At 71.4% G+C, this 4,993-nt stretch carries 4 protein-coding genes; 3 read left to right on the plus strand and 1 reads right to left on the minus strand.

Features of this window, described 5'->3' with window-relative positions; translation table 11 throughout:
• Window positions 1-247: 247 nt before the first annotated feature.
• Both ACFXB5_RS50935 and ACFXB5_RS50940 read left to right on the plus strand, forming a co-directional pair.
• Window positions 248-1,633: a hypothetical protein gene (locus ACFXB5_RS50935; protein WP_385222248.1), complete on the plus strand. Its 1,386-nt coding sequence runs from the start codon at window positions 248-250 to the stop codon at window positions 1,631-1,633.
• A 365-nt stretch (window positions 1,634-1,998) separates the two neighbouring features.
• Complete coding sequence (locus ACFXB5_RS50940) at window positions 1,999-2,586, plus strand: Ig-like domain-containing protein (protein ID WP_385222251.1); 588 nt, start codon at window positions 1,999-2,001, stop codon at window positions 2,584-2,586.
• 100 nt (window positions 2,587-2,686) lie between these two features.
• Here ACFXB5_RS50940 and glnA read toward each other — a convergent pair whose 3' ends face one another.
• On the minus strand, window positions 2,687-4,096 hold the full coding sequence (gene glnA, locus ACFXB5_RS50945; protein WP_385222254.1) for a type I glutamate--ammonia ligase: 1,410 nt from the start codon (window positions 4,094-4,096) through the stop codon (window positions 2,687-2,689).
• 256 nt (window positions 4,097-4,352) lie between these two features.
• On the opposite strand from glnA, the gene ACFXB5_RS50950 reads away from it, so the two are divergent.
• Complete coding sequence (locus ACFXB5_RS50950; protein WP_385222257.1) at window positions 4,353-4,820, plus strand: RDD family protein; 468 nt, start codon at window positions 4,353-4,355, stop codon at window positions 4,818-4,820.
• The last annotated feature ends 173 nt before the right edge of the window (window positions 4,821-4,993 follow it).

Here is a 4,993-nt window from a genome sequence, read left to right on the forward strand (position 1 = left end):
GGGAGGGGAAAGCGTCGATATGCGGCTCCGCCGCGTGGTCCGCCGGACACCCCGTAGGCCACGGCCACGGTCACGGCCTGATCGCACAGCACTGAGCCCCGCCACTGCCCGAGAGGGGCGGTGGCGGGGCCCAGCCATGCGAGCACGGGCGCAGCCATGCGAGCACGGGCCCAGCCATGCGAGCACGGGCCCAGCCATGACGGCGCCGAGGAACATCCCGGCGCATATCTGCCCCCTATGCGGGTAAATGCGAAGTGTGTCCGGCAAGACGCCACGATGGGGCACGCTCCTGCTGGCCGTCCTCGTCGCCCTGACGGCGGTGCTGCTCACCGCCGGGGGCGCCCATGCCGAAACGGATGTGAACAAGATCGGCAAGGCGCTGCGCAGCAGCCCCGTGTACGTCGATCCCGGCGCCTCCGACGCCCTGAGCGCCGGACAGGCCCGCGCCCTGGTGGCACACATCCGCAAGGCCGATGTGCCGGTCTACGTGGCCGTGCTGCCGGACAACCCCGCGTACGGCGGAGAGCGCGTCTTCGGGCGGCTGCGCGCCGCCGTCGACCGCCCCGGCGTGTACGCGGTGGCACTCGGCTCCTCCTTCGGGGCGGCCTCCGACACCTCGGTGCTGCCCGGACGCACCTCGCGGGCGCTGGCGGAGCGGAACCTGCGGCAGCACCCGCATGACCTCGCCGCGGTCCTGAACGGCTTCGTGACCGACACGGCCACCGCGATCCACGACCGGACCGGCCAGGGGAGCGACGGCGACCAGGGCGCGCGGGGTTCCACCAGCCTGTCGGTGGGGGACGCGGTGGCGGTGCTGATCGTCCTGGCCGTCGTCGGCGGAACCGGCCTGTACATGGCGCGGCGCACCCGCAAGCAGCGCCGCGAGCGCGAGCGGGCCGAGCTGGAGCAGGTGCGCGGCGCGGTCGAGGAGGACATCACCGCGTACGGCGAGAAGCTCACCGGGACCCGCTTCGACCCCGCCGACCCGGCGTCCACCCCCGAGATGGCGGACGACTACGGCCGCGCCCTGGACGCCTACGAGGAGGCGAAGGCCAGGTCGGCCGCCGCCCGGCGGCCCGGGGACGTACGGCCGGTGACCGAGGCGCTGGAGGAGGGCCGCTTCGCGCTGGCGGTCCTCGAAGCCCGCCGCGAGGGCGGCCCGCTGCCCCAGCGGCGCCCTCCGTGCTTCTTCGACCCGCGCCACGGCCCCTCGGCCCGGGACGTCCCGTGGGCACCCCCGGGCGGCACCCAGCGCTCCGTACCCGCCTGCGCCGCGGACGCCACCCGTATCGACGACGGCCGTTACCCGGACGCCCGCACCGTCCCGGTCGGCGGCGACCGGCGCCGCCCGTACTGGGACGCCGGTCCGGCCTACGGGCCCTGGGCGAGCGGCTACTTCGGCGGCTACGGCTCGATGCTGCTGCCCGGGCTGCTGGTCGGCACGCTGCTGGGCGGGTCCCTCGGCCCCGACTACGGGAACGGTGCGTTCGACGGTGGCTTCGGCGACGGCGGGGACGGCGGGGACGGTGGCGACTCCGGCGGTGGCTTCGACGGCGGCGGTTTCGGTGGTGGCTTCGGCGACGGCGGTTTCGGCGACGGCGGTGGCTTCGGGGGCGGCTTCGGCGACGGCTGACCCCCGCGCCGACCCGACGGCACGGGGGCAACCCGGCACCCGCCCTGTGCGCGGTGCGTACGCGGTGCCCTGACCACGGGGAACGCGCGCCGCACGGGGCGGATGGTGTGCGCGGGGAAGGCCGCCGAGCGCTGCGCTATCCGGGGTAATTCGGCGGCACATCCCTGGCGGGCGACGGCGAGTCGCGCGCCTACTGGTGCTACAGACCGGTGGGTTCCACATCTGCCGGGGGACGGCGACGCGGGATGCCCCCGCGTGGATCGCCGTATGCGCGCACCCCCTGACCGCCGATGCGCCGCCGCGCCTCGTTCCCGCACGCGCGGCGAGTAACGGCCCACCACCCCACACCACTTGGAGGGCCACCCATGGCTACGCCCACGATCACCCTGGTCACGGTCTCACCCAACCCCGCCACCTTCGGCCAGTCGGTCACGCTCACCGCCACCGTGATCCCGCTCGGGACCGGAACCCCCACCGGCAACGTCACCTTCGTCATCACCGGTGGCCCCACCCTGACCGGGACCCTGTCGGGCGGGACGACCTCGGTCACCGTCCCCAACCTGAGCGTCGGCGCCCACGCCGTCCTCGGCAACTACAACGGTGACACCAACTTCTCCCCGTCCACCGGCGCCAACGTCATCCTCGTCATCCAGGCGGCCACCACCACATCGGTGTCCTCGACGCCGGACCCCTCGACGCTGGGACAGTCGGTGACCTTCACCGCCAACGTCACCCCGGTCGCGCCCGGAGCGGGCGTCCCGACCGGGACGGTCACCTTCATCATCGGCGGCTCCGGCGGCGGCGCCTTCGTCCAGCCACTGTCGGGGGGCGTCGCGACGCTGTCCCTCAGCACCCTGGGCGTCGGCACCAACCCGGTGGTCGCCCTCTACAACGGCGACACCAGCTTCCTGCCGTCCTCCGGCACCGACACCCAGACCGTCAACCCGGCCTGACCCAGCCACACACCACCGAGCCCCCGTCGCCGCCCATCGGGGCGGTGGCGGGGGCTCGGCCGGAGCCGGAAGGGCTCACAGAGCGCGGAGCGCGCACGGCTCACACGTCGAAGTAGAGCTCGAACTCGTGCGGGTGCGGACGCAGCTGCAGCGGGGCGATCTCGTTGGTGCGCTTGTAGTCGATCCAGGTCTCGATCAGGTCGGAGGTGAAGACACCGCCCTGGAGGAGGAACTCGTGGTCGGACTCGAGGGAGTCGAGGACGGCCGGCAGGGAGGTCGGGACCTGCGGGACGCCCGCGTGCTCCTCGGGGGCGAGCTCGTAGAGGTCCTTGTCGATCGGCTCGGCCGGCTCGATCTTGTTCTTGATGCCGTCCAGACCCGCGAGGAGCAGGGCGGAGAAGGCCAGGTACGGGTTGCCCGAGGAGTCCGGGGCGCGGAACTCGACGCGCTTGGCCTTCGGGTTGGAGCCGGTGATCGGGATACGCATCGCGGCGGAGCGGTTACGCTGCGAGTACACCAGGTTGACCGGCGCCTCGAAGCCCGGGACCAGGCGGTGGTAGGAGTTCACCGTCGGGTTGGTGAAGGCCAGCAGCGACGGGGCGTGCTTGAGGATGCCGCCGATGTAGTAGCGGGCGGTGTCCGACAGGCCCGCGTAGCCCTGCTCGTCGTAGAAGAGCGGGGAGCCGCCCTGCCACAGCGACTGGTGGACGTGCATGCCCGAGCCGTTGTCACCGAAGATCGGCTTCGGCATGAAGGTCGCGGTCTTGCCGTTCTTCCACGCCACGTTCTTGACGATGTACTTGAACAGCATCAGGTCGTCGGCCGCGGCCAGCAGCGTGTTGAACTTGTAGTTGATCTCGGCCTGACCGGCGGTGCCCACCTCGTGGTGCTGGCGCTCGACCTGGAGACCGGCCTTGTTCAGCTCGAGGCTGATCTCGGCGCGCAGATCGGCGAAGTGGTCGACCGGCGGGGTCGGGAAGTAGCCGCCCTTGTAGCGCACCTTGTAGCCACGGTTGTCCTGCAGCGCACCGGTGTTCCAGGCGCCCGCCTCGGAGTCGATGTGGTAGAAGGACTCGTTCGCCTTGGTGTCGAAGCGCACGCTGTCGAAGACGTAGAACTCCGCCTCCGGGCCGAAGTACGCGGTGTCCGCGACGCCGGTGGAGGCGAGGTACGCCTCGGCCTTCTTGGCGATGTTCCGCGGGTCGCGGCTGTACTGCTCGCCCGTGATCGGGTCGTGGATGAAGAAGTTGATGTTGAGGGTCTTGTCCCGGCGGAACGGGTCGACACGCGCCGTGGAGAGGTCGGCACGCAGGGCCATGTCCGACTCGTGGATCGCCTGGAAGCCGCGGATCGACGAGCCGTCGAAGGCCAGCTCCTCGTTCGGGTCGAACGCCTCCGCCGGTACGGTGAAGTGCTGCATGACGCCGGGAAGGTCACAGAAACGGACGTCGACGAACTTCACGTCCTCGTCCGAGATGAACTTCCGAGCGTCGTCGGCGTTCTGGAACATCCAACTCCTCCTAGCCCGGCCGCGGTGGGACGGGGATATGTCCGGTGGCGCGATTCCATGTGCGGTGGCGCGCTCTCGCCGACCATAGGCAGACGGGATTTCCCGGGCATGACCCATTTGTTTCACCCAGGTTAACCGGCTCGAGGGTGCTCCCGGGGACCTCGTGGCCTCGGAAAAGGCGCCGTACGGGGTCCCTGGGAACCGCTGGGAAGGGGTCCGGCCGGGGGAACGTACCCGGTCGCAGTAACGTAGACGGGTGGACAAGAGGCAAGCAATCGGATCGTGGCTTTCCGGGCCCCGCGCGGCGGCCGAGGAGATGGGCGTCGACTTCGGCTACCGGGGCCAGGGCCTCGGTCTTCCCGAGAGCGGACCGGGCTCCATCGCGCCGCTGGGACGCCGTTTCGGGGCGCTCTTCATCGACTGGGGCCTGTGCCTGCTCGTCTCCTACGCGCTGCTGTCCGGCCGTAACGCCCAGGTCGCCGGGAACTGGGCGCTGCTGGTCTTCCTGGTGCTGAGCCTGGTCACCGTGGGCACCGTCGGCGCCACCCCCGGCAAGCTGCTGCTGAAGCTGCGGGTCGTCGGCGAGGGCGGGGTGCGGCTGAGCCTGCCGCGGGCCGTGCTGCGCAGTGTGCTGCTGGTGCTGGTCATCCCGGCGGTGGTCTGGGACCGCGACACCCGCGGGCTGCACGACCGGCTCTCCCGCGCGGTGCAGATCAGGGTCTGAACCCGTACGGATCCGGGGCTGAGAGCCCGCCGATTGTGTACAACGGCGTTACGCGCAGGCGACGGCGTTACACACGAACGAAACGGCGCCGCGTACGAAAACGAAACGGCGCCGCATACGAAACGGGGGGGGCGGGGGGCGCGGCCGCGGGCGCGGCGGGTGTGGGGTGGTGT

The organism is Streptomyces sp. NPDC059455, assembly GCF_042750115.1.
In the GTDB taxonomy this organism is placed as follows: domain Bacteria; phylum Actinomycetota; class Actinomycetes; order Streptomycetales; family Streptomycetaceae; genus Streptomyces; species Streptomyces endocoffeicus.